15 protein-coding genes are annotated in these 17485 nt (G+C 64.5%); 9 read left to right on the forward strand and 6 right to left on the reverse strand.

The features are described from left to right. The 3 genes from HW932_RS03730 to HW932_RS03740 are packed head-to-tail and all read right to left on the reverse strand — an operon-like array spanning position 1 to position 1911. Entirely contained in the window at positions 1 to 939 is a 939-nt protein-coding gene (locus HW932_RS03730) for a PilW family protein (protein WP_176975144.1), read from the reverse strand. Continuing rightward, a complete protein-coding gene (locus tag HW932_RS03735) occupies positions 923 to 1456 on the reverse strand; it encodes a GspH/FimT family pseudopilin (protein ID WP_176975145.1) in 534 nt (177 codons plus the stop codon). Before HW932_RS03735 ends, HW932_RS03730 begins: the two co-directional genes overlap by 17 nt. Beyond that, positions 1447 to 1911: a type IV pilin protein gene (locus tag HW932_RS03740; protein WP_176975146.1), complete on the reverse strand. Its 465-nt coding sequence runs from the start codon at positions 1909 to 1911 to the stop codon at positions 1447 to 1449. Before HW932_RS03740 ends, HW932_RS03735 begins: the two co-directional genes overlap by 10 nt. A gap of 294 nt (positions 1912 to 2205) precedes the next feature. On the opposite strand from HW932_RS03740, the gene HW932_RS03745 reads away from it, so the two are divergent. The 4 genes from HW932_RS03745 (at position 2206) to mgtE (ending at position 6671) form a co-directional block, all read left to right on the forward strand. Next, the gene (locus tag HW932_RS03745) at positions 2206 to 2835 is read left to right on the forward strand and encodes a MotA/TolQ/ExbB proton channel family protein (protein ID WP_176975147.1); all 630 of its coding nucleotides are present in this window, start codon (positions 2206 to 2208) and stop codon (positions 2833 to 2835) included. Then, the gene (locus HW932_RS03750) at positions 2832 to 3260 is read left to right on the forward strand and encodes an ExbD/TolR family protein (RefSeq protein WP_176975148.1); all 429 of its coding nucleotides are present in this window, start codon (positions 2832 to 2834) and stop codon (positions 3258 to 3260) included. The genes HW932_RS03745 and HW932_RS03750 overlap by 4 nt, the downstream gene beginning before the upstream one ends. Continuing rightward, positions 3257 to 5032 carry a lipid A export permease/ATP-binding protein MsbA gene (gene msbA / locus HW932_RS03755; RefSeq protein WP_176975149.1) on the forward strand — a complete coding sequence of 592 codons (1776 nt, stop codon included), beginning with the start codon at positions 3257 to 3259 and terminating at the stop codon, positions 5030 to 5032. The genes HW932_RS03750 and msbA overlap by 4 nt, the downstream gene beginning before the upstream one ends. Positions 5033 to 5228: 196 nt before the next feature. After that, complete coding sequence (gene mgtE, locus HW932_RS03760; protein WP_176975150.1) at positions 5229 to 6671, forward strand: magnesium transporter; 1443 nt, start codon at positions 5229 to 5231, stop codon at positions 6669 to 6671. Positions 6672 to 6877: 206 nt separating this feature from the next. Here the strand turns inward: mgtE and HW932_RS03765 are convergent, their stop codons facing one another. Together HW932_RS03765 and HW932_RS03770 are read right to left on the reverse strand one after the other, a co-directional pair. After that, positions 6878 to 7363, reverse strand: coding sequence for a peptidylprolyl isomerase (locus tag HW932_RS03765; RefSeq protein WP_176975151.1), 486 nt, complete (start codon positions 7361 to 7363; stop codon positions 6878 to 6880). 111 nt (positions 7364 to 7474) lie between these two features. Then, the gene (locus HW932_RS03770) at positions 7475 to 8398 is read right to left on the reverse strand and encodes a LysR family transcriptional regulator (protein WP_176975152.1); all 924 of its coding nucleotides are present in this window, start codon (positions 8396 to 8398) and stop codon (positions 7475 to 7477) included. A gap of 227 nt (positions 8399 to 8625) precedes the next feature. Between HW932_RS03770 and HW932_RS03775 the strand changes: the two genes are divergently transcribed. The 3 genes from HW932_RS03775 (at position 8626) to HW932_RS03785 (ending at position 11528) form a co-directional block, all read left to right on the forward strand. Then, positions 8626 to 10044, forward strand: coding sequence for a form I ribulose bisphosphate carboxylase large subunit (locus HW932_RS03775; RefSeq protein ID WP_176975153.1), 1419 nt, complete (start codon positions 8626 to 8628; stop codon positions 10042 to 10044). A gap of 181 nt (positions 10045 to 10225) precedes the next feature. Next, positions 10226 to 10582, forward strand: a complete 357-nt coding sequence (locus HW932_RS03780; protein WP_012970575.1) for a ribulose bisphosphate carboxylase small subunit — start codon at positions 10226 to 10228, stop codon at positions 10580 to 10582. A gap of 139 nt (positions 10583 to 10721) precedes the next feature. Continuing rightward, a complete protein-coding gene (locus HW932_RS03785) occupies positions 10722 to 11528 on the forward strand; it encodes a CbbQ/NirQ/NorQ/GpvN family protein (RefSeq protein WP_176975154.1) in 807 nt (268 codons plus the stop codon). A 35-nt stretch (positions 11529 to 11563) separates the two neighbouring features. Here the strand turns inward: HW932_RS03785 and HW932_RS03790 are convergent, their stop codons facing one another. After that, positions 11564 to 12958: a Fic family protein gene (locus HW932_RS03790; RefSeq protein WP_176975155.1), complete on the reverse strand. Its 1395-nt coding sequence runs from the start codon at positions 12956 to 12958 to the stop codon at positions 11564 to 11566. A gap of 130 nt (positions 12959 to 13088) precedes the next feature. Between HW932_RS03790 and HW932_RS03795 the strand changes: the two genes are divergently transcribed. Next, positions 13089 to 15464 (forward strand): nitric oxide reductase activation protein NorD, encoded by a 2376-nt coding sequence (locus HW932_RS03795; protein ID WP_176975156.1) that lies wholly within the window; start codon positions 13089 to 13091, stop codon positions 15462 to 15464. A 109-nt stretch (positions 15465 to 15573) separates the two neighbouring features. Further along, a complete protein-coding gene (locus HW932_RS03800; protein ID WP_176975157.1) occupies positions 15574 to 17235 on the forward strand; it encodes a methyl-accepting chemotaxis protein in 1662 nt (553 codons plus the stop codon). Positions 17236 to 17485 lie beyond the last annotated feature (250 nt).

Genomic DNA, 17485 nt, shown 5'->3' on the forward strand with positions numbered 1-17485 from the left:
TCAGGGTGTCCGGACGAGCCGGTCGTTGCGCACCGCCACGCGCGTGACGAGTTGGCGCCGACTGGCGGCCTCGCCAGCGAGCTGGCCGCTGATCTCGATGCCGACCGAGCGCACCCAGCGGCAGCGGTCTCCGGGTTCGCACGGGGCATCCGGCGACTGGCCCGCCTGGTCGTTGACGACCCGGGTCGTGACGCTGAAGGTCAACGCCGTGATCTCGATGTCCGGGCTGGTGATGCGCTCCCAGCTCCCGGTGTTGCAGCCGAAGCTCAGATCCTCGGCATTCCGGCGTCCGACGCGCATGTCGATCCCACCCCGGCGCCAGCGGAATCCCTGCATCTCCATCTCGATGGCTTGGCTGGGAGTGGCCGCGTCAGGTGGATACCAGGCACGCCAGGCATAGGGTTCCTGATTGGCGGCCTCGAAGGGCGCGCCGCTCGGACGCGGACACTCGGATTCGCCGACGCCCGCCGCGCAGGCGCGGAGGCCGATGCGTCCATCACCGTCGGAGTCGTAACCGTAGGTGAGACAGGAGCCGGTCTGGACCCAGGCGCGGCACTCGCCCGAGTCATAGCTGGTTGTGCACACAGGCGCGGTGCAATCGCCGTCGTCGTTGTCGACGCAGAGATCGTTGTCGATCGTCCCGTATCGGCGCTGAAAGGGGTTGTCGAGCGGATCGGGATCGCCCTGTCCATCGAGATCGGGCGGATCCCAGTGGCCCGCGCGACGGATGTCGATCCGCATCACGTCGAGCGCGGCGCGCAGTTCCTGATCGAGCCGCGCCTGTCTGAGCGTGTCGCGCGCCCCCTCCGAGATCAGCATGTATGCCTGGAGCGTGGCCGAGAGGACCAGCAGGCCGACCACCAGCCCGACCATCAGGCTGATAAGGGTCACACCGCGCTGACGTCGCGGCCCGATCGCTGATTCAGCCGCAGGCGTCATAGCCCGGCAATCCAGCGTTGGGCGTGCAGAAACGCACCCGTCCGAGCCGCGAGAGCACGACGCGGATCTCGGCGCCGCTCGGCGAACTTAGGGTCAGACTGCCGTTTATGGCCGTGGCCCGGCGCGGCTCGAAGCGGGTGAGGCTCAATGTCGATGTGATCCGTGTGCCGGGGAAGGTCTCTCCCAGGACGCGCTTGATCCGGCAGGCCTCCTCGCTGTCGGGCGTCAGCCGACAATCGCAGCCCGTCGGCCGATCCGTGACGCCGTAGCACCAGTGTTCGGTATCGACGCTGAATCCAAGCACCCGATTGCGCTTGATGGCTTCCGAGCGGGTCCATTGCAGATCCTCGGCGAGGGCATGGGCGGCGGCCTTGAGTCTATTGCGCTCGATCAGATCCTGCGCGGAGGGCAGGGCGATCCCGAGCAGCAGGGCCAGGATCGTGACCACGATCAGGAGTTCGAGCAGGGTGACGCCCCGCAGGCGTGCGGCGCGTCCAATGGGCGCCTTCACCAACATGCACCCGGCTCCCGTCGACCATCCTGGTCGATCGTCAGCGGATTGCAGGCGACGCCGCGCGCACGATCGCCGACCTGATGGCCGATGGGCTCGGCGCGTGCCAGGAATCCGCCCGCGTCGGCGCTGGGCAGGTCGATCCGATAGTGTCCATCCGGACTGTGCGTGCTCAATCCGAGTCCAAGACTCTCGGCGCCTGGCGTACAGCCCGGCGTCCCATCGACCCGATCGGCATAACGCAGACAGCTCGCCCTGAACCGCTCCTGCGCGATGGCCACCCGCAGCAGCGCCGTCTGACCGTCGGCGCGTCGCGCCTGCCGGACGTGCTGCTGATAGGACGGTACCGACAGTGCGGCCAGGATCGCAACGATGGATAGGACCGCCAACAGTTCCATGAGCGTGAAACCCTGTCGTTGCCGGCGACATCTTGGCGAATGAATTTGACGCTTCGTTTTCATCTCGATTCATGGATTCCGGATGGCGGCCATGATTCATGGTCACGAAAAGCGGGCGATCCGGGTTTTCAGAGTGATTTTGAACAGGATTTCAGGGGCCTGATTATCACGAAATGCAACCGAAAAACCAAGATTTCAGCTTTCCATGGAGGATTTAGATAGACCATCGACACCGATCTGTCCAGTCGAATATCTAATCATAATGTGTTCATGTCGATCAGGGCGTGCTTCGAGTATCATGCTCGGTCTGAAATAAACGATGCGCCCAGGGCTTGCAGACCGTGGAGGAGACTGTCCTTGCTTGAACTCATGTATGCCGGCGGCTGGCTGATGGCGCCGATCCTGGCCTGTTCGGTGCTGGCGACCGCGATCGTGATCGAGCGCGCCTGGACCCTGCGTCGCTCACGCATCATGCCGGAGCGGCTGGTGGAGCGGATCTGGCGCCTGCATCAGGAGCAGCGGCTCAACGAGGTCGCCATCGCCCAGATCCGTGACGGCTCGCCGCTCGGGCGTCTGCTGGCGGCCGGTCTGGTCAACCGTCATCACTCGCACGAGGTGATGAAGGACGCCATCAACGACGCCGGCCGCCATGTGGTGGCCCAGCTCGAACGCTTCCTGAACACGCTCGGCACCATCGCCGCGATTGCGCCCCTGCTGGGCCTGCTCGGCACCGTGCTGGGTATGATCGACGTCTTCGGGGTCATCATGGAGGCGGGCGTGGGCAATGCTGGTGTGCTGGCCGGCGGCATCTCCAAGGCGCTCATCACCACGGCGGCCGGACTCTCGGTGGCCATTCCGGCGCTCATGTTCCACCGCTTCTTCGACAGCAAGGTCGGGCGGATCGCGCTCGACATGGAGGAGCAGGCGCTGCGGCTGGTCGAGGTGCTCAAGGGCGAGCGCGAGGCGAGCGGAGAGGCGCCGCGATGAATCTGCGTCCGCATCGCCGCCAGCCGGTCGACATCAATCTGGCGCCCCTGATCGATGTCGTCTTCCTGCTGCTGATCTTCTTCATGGTCTCGACCACCTTCAAGGACGAGGCGCGTCTGCGCGTGCAGTTGCCGCAGGCCCAGGGCGAGGACATTCCGGCCCAGGAGCCGGCCATGATCCGGATCGTCATCGATCGGGCCGGGCGCTTCTTCGTCGACGATCGCGAGGTCAGCGACACCCGGACGGCGACCCTGGCGCGTCTGCTCACCGAACGCCGTGGCGAGGACAGCACGATCCCGGTGCTGATCCAGGCCGACGCCGCCACGCCCCATCAAGCGGTGATGACCGCCATGGATGCGGCCAGCCAGGCTGGCTTGACCCGTCTCGCCTTCGCCGCGACCCGCTCGGAAGGCGCCGCGCCATGAGTCGGGACGCGGTGATCTCCCCGGAAGACGCGCGTGTCGTCTATCGGCGGTTGCTCGGCTATGTCCGGCCCTATTGGCGCATCTTCGGGCTGTCGATCGCCGGGATGCTGGTGTTCGCCGTCACCGAGCCGCTGTTCGCGGCCATGATGAAGCCGCTGATCGACGGCAGCTTCGTCGATCGCGACATCGAGATCGTGCGGCTCATGCCCTGGCTGCTGGTGGGGCTGTTCGTGGTGCGCGGCATCGCCGGGTTCGTCAACACCTATTTCCTGAGCTGGGTCGGGCGGCGGGTGGTGGCCGATCTGCGTCAGGAGATGTTCGAACATCTGCTGCGCGCCCCGGCGCGGTTCTACGACACCCATGGCTCGGGTCACATCCTGGCCAAGCTCACTTACAACGTCGAGAACGTGGCCAATGCCGCGACCTCCGCAGTGACGACTCTGGTGCGCGACGGCTTCACCGTGATCGGGCTCATGGCCTATATGCTTTATCTGAACGCCGGGTTGTCGCTGATCTTTCTGGTCATCGGTCCGGTGATGGCTGGTGCGGTCAAGTACGCCACCAAGCGCTTCCGGCGCCACAGCCGGCGTATCCAGGATCGGGTCGGTGATCTGACCCATGTCGCCCAGGAAGTGATCGACGGTCAGCGGCTGGTCAAGGCGTTCGGCGGTCAGGCGCGCGAGTCGCAGCGCTTCCGGCAAATCAATGAGAAGACCCGTTCGCTCCAGATGAAGCTGATCGCCACCGAGGCGGCGAGCGTGCCGCTGGTGCAGTTGATCTCGGCGGCGGCGATCGCGGTGGTGGTCTATCTCTCGACCATGCAGGGACTGAAGGAGAACATCTCGGTCGGCACCTTCATGTCGTTCGTGGTCGCCATGGGGCTGCTGCTGCCGCCGGTCAAGCGGCTGACGGCGGTCAATGGTCAGTTGCAGCGCGGCATCATCGCTGCCGAGAGTCTGTTCGAGCTGATCGACGCCGAGAAGGAATCCGACACCGGCACTCGGGTTCTGGAACGGACCGAGGGGCGGGTCGAATATCGCGGCGTCGGTCATCGGTATTCGGAGGACAAAGCCCCGGCGGTGCAGGGGCTGGATCTGGTCATCGAGCCGGGCGAGAAGGTGGCCCTGGTCGGACGCTCCGGCAGCGGCAAGAGCACCATCGCCAATCTGCTGCCGCGTTTCTATGATCCCACGGTCGGTGAGATCCGCATTGATGGTGTCCCGATCCGGGAGCTGACGCTCGCGAGTCTGCGCGCCCAGATCTCGCTGGTGAGCCAGGACGTGGTGCTCTTCAACGACTCGGTCGCCAACAACATCGCCTATGGGCGTGCCGAGCCGCCGAGCCGTGAGGCGCTGGAGCGGGTCGCGGCCAGTGCCCATGCGCTCGATTTCATCCAGGCGCTGCCCCAGGGCTTCGACACCCTGATCGGCGACAAGGGCGTGCTGCTCTCGGGCGGTCAGCGCCAGCGTCTGGCCATCGCGCGCGCCATGCTCAAGGACGCGCCGATCCTGATTCTGGACGAGGCGACCTCGGCGCTGGACACCGAGGCCGAGCGTCATATCCAGGCGGCGCTGGAGACGCTGATGGCCAAGCGCACCACGCTGGTCATCGCGCATCGGCTCTCGACCATCGAGAGCGCCGACCGCATCCTGGTGTTGCAGGACGGGCGGATCGTCGAGCAGGGGCGTCATCCGGAACTGCTGGCGCTCGGTGGCTATTACGCGCGGCTGCACCGGCTGCAGTTCAACGAGCTGCCTTTGGTGAGCGCCTAGAATCCGGAGACGACCTCGCCTGAAGCGGTGACGACCCGAGCACACTCATAGTGACGCTCGCGGTCCCGGCGACGCGGTTAGCGCTGCCGGGCGCCCCGTTGATCGATTCGATGCATCGAATCGATCCATTGAGCCGCCCCGCGCCCGATCGGCGGGGCATTGTGCAAACCGATCAGACCTCAAGCCGAGTGCCTCGATGACCGAGCCGACGCCCCGCGATTCAGACGTCCTGCAACGCCATCTGCGCGACATCCGCGAGCTGCTCTCGCGTCAGCGTCTGGTCGAGGATCTGATGCACCGTCAGCACGGCTCGCATCAGGATCTGGTCGATTCCATCACCCATCGTCAGACCATCGGCTGGCTCAGGCGCAAGCTCGACCGGCTGCATCCGGCCGACATCGCGCACATCCTGGAGGCGCTGCCGCGCGATCAGCGCCGGCTGGTGTGGGATCTGGTGCGCTCGGACAAGGACGGCGAGATCCTGCTGGAGGTCTCGGACGCGGTGCGTCCGTCGTTGATCGAGACCATGGACAGCAACGAGATCCGCGCGGCGGCCGAGTCGCTCGATGCCGACGAGTTGGCGGACCTGGCGCCCGATCTGCCGCCCGAGGTGGTGGAGGACGTGCTCGAGACGCTCGATCAGGAGGAGCGCGAGCATGTGCGCGCGGCCATGTCCTATCCGGAGGACACGGTCGGGGCGCTGATGGACTTCGACATGGTCACGGTGCGCGAGGACGTGACGCTGGAGGTGGTGCTGCGCTATCTGCGCCGGTTCGAGGAGCTGCCGGATCATACCGACAAGCTGTTCGTCGTCGATCGCGAGGAGCGTCTGCGCGGCATCCTGACCCTGGAGTCTCTGTTGATCAACGATCCGGAGCGGCTCGTCTCCGAGGTCATGAAGTCCAGGTCGCTGGTGACGTTCGCGCCCGAGGACGATGCGGATGAAGCGGCGGCGGCCTTCGAGCGCTACGACCTGATCTCGGTGCCCGTGGTCGACGGCGAGCGGCGGGTCATCGCGCGGGTGACGGTGGCCGATATGGTCGACCGGATTCGCGAGGAGTCGGAGGCCGAGATTCTCAGTCAGGCCGGTCTGCGCGAGGAGGAGGACATCTTCGCGCCGATCATGCGTTCGGTGCGCAACCGCTGGGCCTGGCTGGCGATCAATCTGGTGACGGCCTTCGTCGCCTCGCGGGTGATCGGGCTGTTCGAGGATTCGATCGCGCAACTGGTGGCGCTGGCGGCGTTGATGCCGATCGTGGCCGGGATCGGGGGGAATGCGGGCAATCAGACGATTACGATGATCGTGCGTGCCATTGCGATGGGGCAGGTCGAGCCGTCGGCGGTGTGGCGTCTGTTGGGCAAGGAGGTCGGTGTGGCGCTGATCAACGGCGTGGTCTGGGGCGGGGTGATCGGGGCGGTCGTCTGGGGGCTCTATGGCAATCCGGCGTTGGGTGCGGTCATGATCGGGGCCATGACGCTCAATCTGTTGCTGGCGGCCACGGCTGGGGTGCTGATTCCGCTGATGCGTCAGCGGTTCGGGCGCGATCCGGCGCTCGGCGGTTCGGTGATGATCACGGCGCTGACCGATTCCGGGGGGTTCTTCATCTTTCTGGGGTTGGCGACGCTGTTTCTGCTCTGAGTCGGGAGTTTGGCTGTCGACTCGGGGGGCGCGGCGGGTTGTCTGGTGGGGGAGCGGGTCGGGTAACGGCTGTCGGGGGACGCCGTGAATCCCTCCCTGGAGGCTTGACGACCGCATCCATGCGGTCGACACCCCCGTCAGCCGCCACCCGACCCGCTCGGCGGGCGTCGTGGCGGCTGTTGGGGGGAGGAAGCCGTGCGGTTTGGTCAGACGATCTCGGCCTTTTCGATGACCACGTCTTCCATGGGGACGTCCTGGTGTCCGGCGCGGCTGCCGGTGCGCACGCCCTTGATGGCCTCGACCGTCTCCATGCCCTCGACCACGCGACCGAAGACGCAGTAGCCCCAACCGTCCTGGCCGGGATAGTCGAGGAAGTCGTTGTTGGAGACGTTGATGAAGAACTGCGAGGTCGCCGAGTGCGGCTGCATGGTGCGCGCCATGGCGATGGTTCCGGCCTGGTTCTTGAGTCCGTTCTTGGCCTCGTTCTCGATCGGGGCGCGCGTGGGCTTCTGGCTGAAGTCCGGGTTCATGCCGCCGCCCTGGATCATGAAGCCGTCGATGACGCGGTGGAAGAGGGTGCCGTCATAGTGACCGTCACGGACGTACTGCTCGAAGTTGGCGCAGGTCTTGGGGGCCTTCTCGGCGTCGAGTTCGATCAGGATGTCGCCGTGGTTGGTGGTCAGTTTGATCATTCGGGTGTTGCTCCGAGTGGGGGTTGATGACGGCTCGGGTCGAGCGCGCCCTGGTTCATTGAATGTCGGTGCATGGTAAGGAGTTTGGCGCGAGCCGGAAAGGTGCGAAGGCTAAACCGCCTGAATCACCCGAGTCGGCAGTGCGATCCGCGCCGCTTCGCTCAGCACGAATTCGCGAAAGGCGCCGGCGGCCGGCGAGAGCCGCTTGCCGCGCCGATAGACCAGATACCACTGACGCCGGTCCGGAAACCCCTCGACATCCAGCGTCACCAGCCGCCGCGTCTCCAGCTCCAGTTCGATGGTGTGCAGCGAGACCACGCTCAGTCCCAGCCCCGAACGCACCGCCTGCTTGACCGCCTCGTTGCGTGTCATCTGCATCCCGTGGCGGATCGTCTGGCCGCGTTCGCTGAAGAAGCGCTCCATCGCCTGCCGGGTGCCCGAGCCTTCCTCGCGCATCACAAAGGTCTCTTCGGCCAGCCGCGCCAGCGGAATGGCCCGCTCGCCGGCCAGCGGATGATCGGGCGGCGCGATCACCACCAGCGGATTGTCCATGAAGGCTTCGGCCTCGACCTCGACATTGCGCGGCGGCACGCCCATGAGCACCAGGTCGACCGAGTTGCTGTCGAGCATCTGTACCAGGCTCTCGCGATTGGTGACGTCGAGCCGCAGCCCGATCCCCGGATGGCGCTGCTGGAAGATGGCCATCAGACGCGGCGCGAAGTAGTTGACCGTGCTGGCCACGGCGATGCGCAGACTGCCCCGGCTGACGCCCTTGAGCGACTCCAGCACCTCTTCCATCTCGCGCAGTGACTGGCCGATGGCGCGACTGTAGTGGAACACCTCGCGTCCGGCTCCGGTAAGGACGACCTGTTTGCCCAAGCGCTCGAACAGCGACAACCCGATCTCGTCCTCCAGTTGACGCACCTGCATCGACACCGCCGGCTGGCTCAGATGCAGCTCCTCGGCCGCGCGCGTGTAGCTGTTGTGGCGCGCGACGGCTTCGAAGACTCGCAGTTGGCGCAGTGAGACATGCATGGTGGTGGAAGGCTCGTCAGACGATCGGGATAGACAAACGCAATGGAATCGATTGATGCATAGATCATAAGCTATGCGTTATATCTAGCATAAGCAATATTTAGTAGTAATTATGTGGTTTCTTGCTAATAATCGCACTCAGGTTTCGACCAGAGCAGACAGTCGGGCGCCAGGGCGCCGGTCGATCCGGACCTCACCACAGAAACTAATCCAGAGGACGATCCAGAATGGCTAAGACGTACAGCGCGGGCGTGAAAGAGTACCGCGAGACCTATTGGATGCCCAACTACACTCCGAAGGACACGGACATCCTGGCCTGCTTCAAGATCACCCCGCAGGCGGGCGTTCCGCGCGAAGAGGCCGCTGCGGCCGTCGCCGCCGAATCCTCGACCGGCACCTGGACCACGGTCTGGACCGACCTGCTGACCGACCTGGATTACTACAAGGGCCGCGCCTACGCCATCGAGGACGTGCCGGGCGACGACACCTGCTTCTATGCCTTCATCGCCTATCCGATCGATCTGTTCGAGGAAGGCTCGGTCGTCAACGTCTTCACCTCGCTGGTCGGCAACGTGTTCGGCTTCAAGGCCGTGCGCGCCCTGCGTCTGGAAGACGTCCGCTTCCCGATCGCCTATGTCATGACCTGCAACGGCCCGCCGCACGGCATCCAGGTCGAGCGCGACATCATGAACAAGTACGGCCGCCCGCTGCTCGGCTGTACCATCAAGCCCAAGCTGGGTCTGTCGGCCAAGAACTACGGTCGCGCGGTCTACGAGTGTCTGCGCGGCGGTCTGGACTTCACCAAGGACGACGAGAACGTCAACTCGCAGCCCTTCATGCGCTGGCGTCAACGGTTCGACTTCGTCATGGACGCCATCGACAAGGCCGAGCGCGAGACCGGCGAGCGCAAGGGTCACTATCTGAACGTGACCGCGCCGACCCCGGAAGAGATGTACAAGCGTGCCGAGTACGCCAAGGAGATCGGCGCCCCGATCATCATGCACGACTACATCACAGGCGGTTTCTGCGCCAACACGGGTCTGGCCCAGTGGTGCCGCGACAACGGCATGCTGCTGCACATCCACCGTGCCATGCACGCGGTGCTCGATCGCAACCCGCACCACGGCATCCACTTCCGCGTCCTGACCAAGATCCTGCGTCTGTCAGGCGGCGACCATCTGCACACCGGCACCGTGGTCGGCAAGCTGGAAGGCGACCGCGCCTCGACCCTGGGCTGGATCGACCTGCTGCGTGAGTCCTACATCAAGGAAGACCGTTCGCGCGGTCTCTTCTTCGATCAGGATTGGGGCTCGATGCCCGGCGCCTTCGCCGTCGCCTCCGGCGGTATCCACGTCTGGCACATGCCGGCGCTCGTGACCATCTTCGGTGACGACTCGGTGCTCCAGTTCGGCGGCGGCACCCTGGGTCATCCCTGGGGCAACGCGGCCGGCGCTTGCGCCAACCGTGTCGCGCTGGAAGCCTGCGTCGAAGCGCGCAACCAGGGCGTGGCTATCGAGAAGGAAGGCAAGGACGTGCTCACCAAGGCCGCCGCGTCCAGCCCGGAACTCAAGATCGCCATGGAGACCTGGAAAGAGATCAAGTTCGAGTTTGACACCGTGGACAAGTTGGATGTCGCCCATAAGTAATTGATTTATTTATAGGCGTGGATTGAAGCGATACCGTCGATAAGCTGGACATGGCGCACAAGTAGGGTAGTGATGACGCTGGAGTCGCATCGACCACCATCGATGCGGTTCCCCATCACGCCGATCCGACACCATCCAGCCGGCGAACCACGAGCAAACTAGATTTCGGAGCATCAACCCCATGAGCGAAATGCAGGATTACAGTTCCAGCCTCGAAGACGTCAACAGCCGCAAGTTCGAGACCTTCTCGTATCTGCCGGCGATGGATGCCGACCGCATCCGCAAGCAGGTCGAGTACATCGTCTCCAAGGGCTGGAACCCGGCCATCGAGCACACCGAGCCTGAGAACGCCTTCGACCACTACTGGTACATGTGGAAGCTGCCGATGTTCGGCGAGACCGACATCGACACCATCCTCAAGGAAGCCGAAGCCTGCCACAAGGCGCATCCAAACAACCATGTGCGTCTGATCGGCTTCGACAACTATGCCCAGTCCAAGGGCGCCGAGATGGTGGTCTATCGCGGCAAGCCGGTCTGAGCACTGTAGGGTACGCATGGCGTACCCTACGTTCGCCGGCGGCTTTACACACGAGCCCCTGCTTCCTCATCGAAGGGGCAGGGGCTTCGTTTTGTCCGGGCTTCGAGCCTCGCCATCGACCCTCAAGGGGATCGCTTCCATGTCAGACATCGACCGCAACCAATTCCTGATCGACCACGAGCCTTACTACCGCCCCGTGAGCAACGAGGTGGCGCTCTACGAAGCGGCCTATGCCGCGCGCATGCCGGTCATGCTCAAGGGGCCGACCGGCTGCGGCAAGACGCGCTTCGTCGAGTACATGGCCTGGAAACTCGGCCGTCCGCTGATCACCGTGGCCTGTAACGAAGACATGACCGCCTCGGATCTGGTCGGACGCTTCCTGCTCGACATCAACGGCACCAAGTGGCAAGACGGTCCGCTGACGGTGGCCGCGCGCATCGGCGCCATCTGCTATCTCGACGAAGTGGTCGAGGCGCGCCAGGACACCACGGTCGTCATCCACCCGCTCACTGACCATCGGCGCAATCTGCCGCTCGAAAAGAAAGGCGAGCTGGTGACAGCCCATCCCGACTTCCAGATCGTCATCTCCTACAACCCGAACTATCAGAGCCTGATGAAGGATCTGAAGCAGTCGACCAAGCAGCGTTTCGGCGCGCTCGACTTCGACTATCCGAGCGCCGAGATCGAGACCGAGATCGTCAGCCACGAGGGCCATGTCGACAAGGCGACGGCTGAGAAGCTGGTCCAGATCGCCCACCGCAGCCGCAACCTCAAGGGGCACGGTCTCGACGAGGGCATGTCGACCCGTCTGCTGGTCTATGCCGCGCAACTGATCGGCAAGGGCGTCGAGCCGCAGGCAGCCGCTCAGATGGCGCTGGTGCGTCCGCTCACCGACGATCCCGACATGCGCGACACCCTGGACGCGGCGGTCAACACCTATTTCTGAGTCTTCGGCTTTCGAGACGGGCGTTAGCCGGTCGATCAGCCCAATTCCGAGTAAATAGCGGACCGTCTCAACCCGGATTCTGCCTCTTTCAGACGCGCCCTGAGATCAGGTACAGCCTCGAAGAGAAACGCCTGTCCAGCCTTGCGCTTGGACACCAGGCCAAGTTCGACCAGTTGCAGTAGATCCGAGCGGGCGGTTTGGTAGACGACGGCGTGACTTTGGCGATGGCCCTCGATGGTATAGACCGCGCCTGGGTGACGCAGCGCATGACGGATCAGGGCCAACTGGCGGTGATTGAGACGTTCGCGCAGTGTCGCGGAGGTCTTCAGCATGGCTTCACCGGCGGCCGTTTCCTCGGCCTTACGCTGCAGATAGGTCTGGAGTCCATCCATGGCGGCGACGATGGTCTCCAGTTGATGGATGAGGAAATAGGTGACGTCGGACTCGTCGGTTTCGGTGAAGAGATAGGCGCGGGCGTACTTGGCCGGAGCCTGCTTCAGGATGCTGGAGATGGAGACGAACTCCAGCATCCAGTAACCCTGCGAGAGCGCAGACCAGTAGAAGAGCGCGCGCGCGACCCGGCCATTGCCGTCGACGAACGGATGATCATAGGCCAACGCGAAATGCAGCAGGATCGCCCGGACGAGGGGCGGCACGAAGGGTTCGGCATCGACGGCGTTGGCGAAGCGGCACAGACGCTCCAGACGTTCGAGCAGCTCGTCGGCCGGCGGCGGCACATGCAGGATGCGCTGATGGCGATGATCGACGACATCGACGCGCTCATCAGTATGCCGCAAGCGTCCGGCGGCGCTCGGATCGTCCAGGGTGTCGCGGGTCAGGAGGCGATGCAGATCGAGGATGGTGTCCGGTGTGAGTGGTTGGCTCGCCCGTTCGGAGATCGTCCGCATCGCCTGGAAGTTGTTGAAGATCATCCGCTCGCTCTTGTCTTGCGGACGGCGGCCCTGGCGCAGCATCTCCTTGGCGACCTGGCGGGTGGTCGAAGCGCCTTCGAGCTGGCTGGAGTTGATGGCCTCCTCGATCAGCGAGCGCACCAGATAGCCATCGCGGGTCGCTGAGTTGGCGATCGGAGCCGCAAGCCGGATCTGGCCGGAGGCGTCGCGATCAAGGCGATGCAGGAGCGCGAGGATCGGATCGACGAGCGCGAAGACGAATGGGCGTCCCGTCTTGTCCGTGATCGGAATGGGCTTGTAGAGAAGACGCCGGGCCGTTTTGACCGAGAACCACCAGTCTTCGACGCGGAGGCCGGGAGGCGGCTGACGGTGCCTCAGTTCGTCCCAGTGCAGATAGCGTCCGTTCGGGGCGGGACCGACTGGATCGCTCAACAGCTTGGTCAGACGTTCGATGCCGCCAGCCGCGACGACGGATCTCAACAGGGTTTCGAGATTGGGCGGAGACAGTGGGATTTTCATGGGGTCAACCCCCTCTCAGAACTACTAATTTAGTACTTATTAGTACCAATTTAATAGCTATTGGCAATATTTATTGCCAGCAGTGATAGTCCATCACTGGGTGTGTCAACCTTCGATCCGGGATAGAGCCATGAGCATCGATTTCAGCGAATACCTCGCCTGCCTCAAGGCCGATCCAGCGCACGAGCACGCCCAGGCGCTGGAATCGAGCTATCAGGAGGCCGCGCGGGTGATGTCCCCACGGGGACTCGAACACTATCTGACCGGCATCCGCGCCATGTGCGGCCTCAACAAGGGGCCGGATCTGGTGATGACCTATGTCCAGGAGATGCCGGGCGTGGCCAAGGAGGTCGGCGAGGACATCATCCCGGATGTCGTCAGCTCGCTGATGAAGCTCGCCTCGCACACCTCGGGCACCGTCATCACGCTGATGATGGTGACCATGCCGCTGGCGGCCAGCCGGCTCGGCGACCTGGAGGTGATGCGCGGCTATCTCAATCTGCTCCATCAGCTCGCCGGCAAGGCTCCACGGGGCTTGAGACCCATGATGGAGAACATGGACGAGCTGCTCTCCAAGCTCACGCTCGGCGGCTTGCGGCGCTGGGCGCTGTGGGGGGCGCAGGCCCATGCACGCGACCTGGACGGTCAACTGGCCTATTTCGGACTCCAGACCGAATCCTCGCGCGCCGTGCTCCAGAAAGAGCGGCGCGGCACGCTCTTCGTCGACAACCAGCGCAAGCTCAATTTCTATCTGCGCGCGCTCTGGGCGCGGGCCTTCTTCATGCGTCCGACCTCGGGCGACTATGAATCGCGCGTGGGACTCAAGCCTTTCATCGAGGACTTCCAGATCCATCTGCCCGACGCCTTCGACGTCTGGCGCGGGATCTCGGGCGTGGAACTCTATCGCGCCGCCGCCGCGCATTGCGCCGCGCACATGGTCTACACCACCGCGCCCATCAGCGCCGAGCAGCTCAATCCGGCGCAGCGCGTGCTCATCGGGCTGTTCGAGGACGCGCGTATCGAGTCGCTGGCGATCCGCGATTTCCCCGGATTGAAGAAACTCTGGCTCCAGTTCTTCACCGCGCCCGCCGGGACCGATGAGCCGGGCGCGCGCCATCCGTTGCTGGACCTGATGATGCGGCTGGCGCGAGCGCTGCTGGACGCCGACTATCGCGATCCCGAAGCGCTCGTCAACGAGTCCGCCGACGCTTTCCGTGCCGCCTTCGCCGAATCGCCTGAAGACAACCGCATCAGTTGGATCGCCGGAGTCGAGTTCTACAACCGCGCGGTCCAGATCTGCGCCGTCCCCAGTCTGCGCATCCTGGAAGACTGGCCGATTCCCTATCGCGACGACAACGACTACGTCTGGGACTTCGACGAAAACCTGTTCATGACGCGCGGCGTGGACTATCTGCCCGCCAGCCGGCAGCAGGTGCGGCGCAACGTCACGGTCATGGAGATGGTCAACGAGCTCGACTGCGAGCTGGCCGGAGACGATGCGCAGGAGATCTGGACGCTCTCGACGCCCTTCTGGCTCGATCAGGAGGGCTGCACCATCAACGAACTGGAGGGCAAGGAGCCGGTCTCCGAACCCTATCACTACCAGGAATGGGACTATCAGGTACAGCTCCACCGCCCGGACTGGGCGACCGTGATCGAGCGCCGACAGGGACGTGGCGATCCCGAGACCATGGATGAGATCCTGATCAAGCACAAGCCGGTCGCCAGCCGCATCCGCCATCTGATCGACGCGCTCCAGCCGCAGGGCATCGTGCGCCGGCGCGGTTACGAGGAGGGCGAGGAGCTGGATCTCAATGCCGCCGTGCGCGCCATGATCGACATCCGGCGCGGGGTCATGCCCGATCCGCGCATCAATATCCGCATCACCCGCCATGTGCGCGATCTGGCCATCCTGGTGCTGATGGATCTGTCGCAGTCGACCAATGAGAAGGTCGGGGTCAAGGAGGGCGAGCCGGGCTATGACGAGGCGCCGAGCATCCTGGACCTGACACGCGAGTCGACGGGACTCCTGTCCTGGGCGATCGATTCCATTGGGGACAGCTTTGCCGTACATGGCTTTGCGTCCGACGGACGGCACGACGTGCAGTACTACCGTTTCAAGGACTTCGATCAGCCCTATGGCGACGAGGCCAAGTCACGGCTCGCGGGCATGAAGGGCGGTCTGTCGACCCGCATGGGCGCGGCCCTGCGTCATGCCGGCTGGCATCTGAACCAGCAGCCGGCACAGAAGCGGCTGGTGCTGCTGATCACCGACGGCGAGCCGGCCGACATCGACGAGCGCGACCCGCAGTATCTGCGTCACGATGCCAAGAAAGCGGTCGAGGATCTGCGCATGAAGGGCATCCACACCTACTGTCTGACCCTCGACCCCGAGGCCGACCGCTATGTGGCGCGCATCTTCGGCGAGAACGCCTATTCGGTCGTCGATCAGGTCGAGCGGCTGCCCGAGCGGCTGCCGGCGGTGTTCGCGGCCCTGACGGGCTGACGGCGCGACTGCTGCTCCTTGTCCTTGCATCCCGTCGGCCTTTGCGGTTCCAATTGAGAATCCTCAATTGATAGGCAGCAGGCTGGTGGAGCGCATGGGATTCGGATGGATGAGTATCGCTATTGGTGCCGTTTCAGCGTTGAGCGGACTGGTGTTCGTGGCGGTTGTCGACGATTTGTCGATCCACGCCCTGGTTGGCGGCGGCGTCCTGTGGCTCGGTGTCGGCGGGGGAAGCTGGCTCATCCTGCGCGCCATGGTCGGTCGACCCATGGGTATCCTGGATGAAACCCTGCAGGCCATGTACAGGGACGGCGATCTGTCGCGGCGTGTGCCTGTGCGCACCGGACCGACCCGGAGCTGTATCGAGCACTTCAATGCCCTGATCGAGAGCTTTCAGGGCATCATCGGCAAGGTCATCTTCGACTCCGAACGTTTGGCCAATACCGCCGACGTCCTCGCCGGACACGCCCGAGACGTGGCCGACGGCTCCAGCGCCCAGCGTCAGGCCTCGCTCAGTCTGGTCCAGATCATCGAGCAGATGACCGCCGGTGTGGGGGCGGTCGCGGATCATGCCAATCTGACCGCCGGGAACGCCCAGGATGCCCGCCAGCTCTCCCAACAGGGAACGCGCGCCGTCGCGGACGCCTCCAGCGAGATCGAGCGCATCGCGCTGTCGGTGGAGGAGTCGTCGCGAGTGATCGCGGCGCTCGGTGATCGCTCGCAGGCGATCGGCGGCATCGTGCAGGTCATCCGCGAGATCGCCGATCAGACCAATCTGCTGGCGCTCAACGCGGCCATCGAGGCCGCGCGTGCCGGCGAGCAGGGGCGGGGCTTCGCGGTGGTGGCCGACGAAGTGCGCAACCTCGCCGTGCGCACCGCGCGCGCGACCAGCGAGATCGGCGCCATGATCGCGGCCATCCAGGAGGAGACGCGCGCGGCCATCGGCTCCATCGGGCGGGGCGCCGATCAGGCCCATGCCGGCGCCGAACTCGCGCGTCAGGCGGCCGACTCACTCGACCGCATCAATCAGGGAGCCCAGCAGACCATGGAGCGCATCGACGAGATCGCCTCGGCGATCGCCGATCAGAGCCGGGAGGCCGATCGCGTGGTGGATCACGTCCGCGACATCATGTCCATGGTCGATCGCAACACCGCCGGCGCCGCCCAGACGCTCCAGGAGGCCCAGGAGCTGGAGAGTCTGGCCGTCAATCTGCATGAGATCAGCACAGTCTTCCAGCTCGGCGAGACCGGCCGGCGCGCCATCGAGTGCCACCAGCGCATGCCGGCGGTCGTCCAGCGCGCCGCCGCCGAGATCGGGCGTCAGCTGGAGCAGGCGCTGGCGGCCGGCGAGATCGGCGAGGAGGCGCTCTTCACGTCGAGCTACAGGCCCATCCCCAACACTAACCCCAAGAAATACAACACGGGCTTCGATGATCTGACCGACCGGCTCTTCCCGCGCATCCAGGAGCCCATCCTGGCCGATCACCCGGAGATCGTCTACGCCATCGGCTGTGACCGCAACGGCTATGTGCCCACGCACAACCAGCGCTTCTCGCAACCCCTGACCGGCGACGAGGCCGTGGATCTGGCCCACAATCGGACCAAACGCCTGTTCGATGATCCGGTCGGCAAGCAATGCGGGGCGCATGAGCTGCCGTTCCTGATCCAAACCTACAGACGCGATACCGGCGAGATCATGCACGACATCTCGGCGCCCGTGCGGGTGCGTGGGCGTCATTGGGGCGGTTTCCGGATCGGTTATCGGGCGTGATCGACATCACAGGGTTGGCGGCGAGGCGTTTGGATTCGCTCGGATCTGTGATGTACGTCGCGTTGAAGAGTGCCCCACTGAACTAAGCTGAAGGCGTAAGGATCACGAACGACGGGGACGGATTCCCGATCCCCTTGGAGATCGCGAGCCGGCCCGAAATGGCCGCCCGCCCGAGAACCCCGACCGGGTCGAGACCACATCCGCTCCCCAAGCCGCGCCAGTCCAGGTCGACGATGGACCATCCCGGCCA

Source organism: Allochromatium humboldtianum (assembly GCF_013385175.1).
In the GTDB taxonomy this organism is placed as follows: Bacteria; Pseudomonadota; Gammaproteobacteria; order Chromatiales; family Chromatiaceae; genus Thermochromatium; species Thermochromatium humboldtianum.